The 1705-nt window shown below is 39.1% G+C and carries 1 protein-coding gene; it reads left to right on the top strand.

Features of this window, described 5'->3' with window-relative positions; translation table 11 throughout:
* On the top strand, nucleotides 1-1492 hold a 1492-nt coding region (locus MICAI_RS16175; protein ID WP_039900349.1), incomplete at its 5' end, for a glycosyltransferase family 39 protein.
* Nucleotides 1493-1705: the final 213 nt, after the last annotated feature.

Genomic DNA, 1705 nt, shown 5'->3' with positions numbered 1-1705 from the left:
TCCTGCCAACTTACCTCCAGATACCGATGTTAGGCTAAGAATGGCCCATGCCCTGTGGACAGGAACTGAAGAGGTTTCTTTACCCCCAAATTATCGTCCTTCCTCTCGATTAGAGGCTGTTGGTGTTTTAGGAGTAGATGGAAAACGATATGAACATTATGATATGGGACAATCTTTATTAATGTTGCCCGCAGATTGGATTGGCACTCAACTCTCTAAAGTTTTTCCTGGTATTAAGCCGTACTTATTACGAGAATTTGCGGTTAGTTTTCTTGTAGTTATCCCTCTAAATGTATTAGTTGTTCTCTCTTGTTATTGGTTACTTAGACTATTTGATTTTCAGGAGAAAATTGCGGCATCTGCTAGTTTGATTTGGTTGCTAGGTACTACCGTTCTCCACTATGCACAAACTTTTCAACAAAATAATCCAGTCCTACTTTGTGTGATTTTAGGTTATGCTTGTGCTTTAGCTTATATTAAAACTAACAAAGTACCTTATGTTTTTTTGAGTGGATTGGCAATCGGAGCAGCTATTATCATTCGCTCGACAACTATCATTTATGCTCTAACAGTTTTTGGGTTTCTAATTAGCTGTCTAATTTATAAAAGTTTCAAGCTGAATCAAATATTTAAGACGGCCATACTCTGGAACTTCGGCTTATTTCCCTTCTTTTTTATGAGTAGATTATTTAATTACTTACGCTTTGGGGATTTTTGGACAACGGGAACATCCTTACTCATGGAGCAAATCCGCAATGGAGCAATCTTTTCAGGGTTGCCAGAATTCCCCCCTAATTATCCTCTCATACACCCTCCCTACGTTGGTATTCTCGGCGTTCTCTTCTCGCCAGCTAAAAGTATATTTATTTACGACCCCTTTCTTTTACCGTGTTTAGTATTGGGGATTATTTTATTTAACAAATTAACACCTTATATACGAATATATTTTATTTCCTCAATTTTTGCACTTGTCTTTCATATTATCTTAACCAGCAAACTGGATTTCTGGCATGGAGATGGTTCTTGGGCTGCTCGTTATCACGTTACCTCAGTTCAGCTACTACTTCTCCCCTTAATAGCTTTGCTAATCTTAGAGATGTTATCGGTTAATCGGCTCAAACGATGGTTAATTAGCAGCTTGGTTGTTCTTTCTATTTTGGTTCAATTTGCTTCTCTTGTCTTTGACCCTAGTGTAAATAGTGGTGCGGTCAACTTTGCAGAACCAAAAAGTTTTTTGAGGTTTCGTTTAGGTGAACGTATCGACAGTGTTAGTTGCTTAATTGGTCTTTCTCGATCCCAAAGTTGCTTAACTGAGGAAAAGTACAGTAAGTCTGCTCTCGCCGGTAGAAAGTACAGTAAGTCGGATCTCGCCAGTAGGGTGTATTTCTGGCCTCTTAAATCCAACAAAGCGCAAGGATTGCTCTGGAAAATTTGGGGATTCCTCTTGCTCACAGCTTTGATCAGCACTCTACTTTTCCTGGTGATTGGGTAAGCTGTTCGTAATTTAAATTGCTTGTTGAGACGAGGCAAGAGGTAAGAGGCAAGAGGCAACAGTAAAGGGATTGAGGGAGATTCGGCTAATCTTAAGAATAAGCACTTTAAATGCGTCTTAGCTTAGTAGTGATGGAGACTTAATATCTTGGCAATTGGGCATTGTAGATGATTATCCATTTTTTGGGAGAACGATAGACTCTGTTCGACCAAT

Source organism: Microcystis sp. T1-4, from assembly GCF_000297435.1.
Taxonomy (GTDB): Bacteria; Cyanobacteriota; Cyanobacteriia; order Cyanobacteriales; family Microcystaceae; genus Microcystis.
This window is presented reverse-complemented; position numbering and strand designations above follow the sequence as displayed.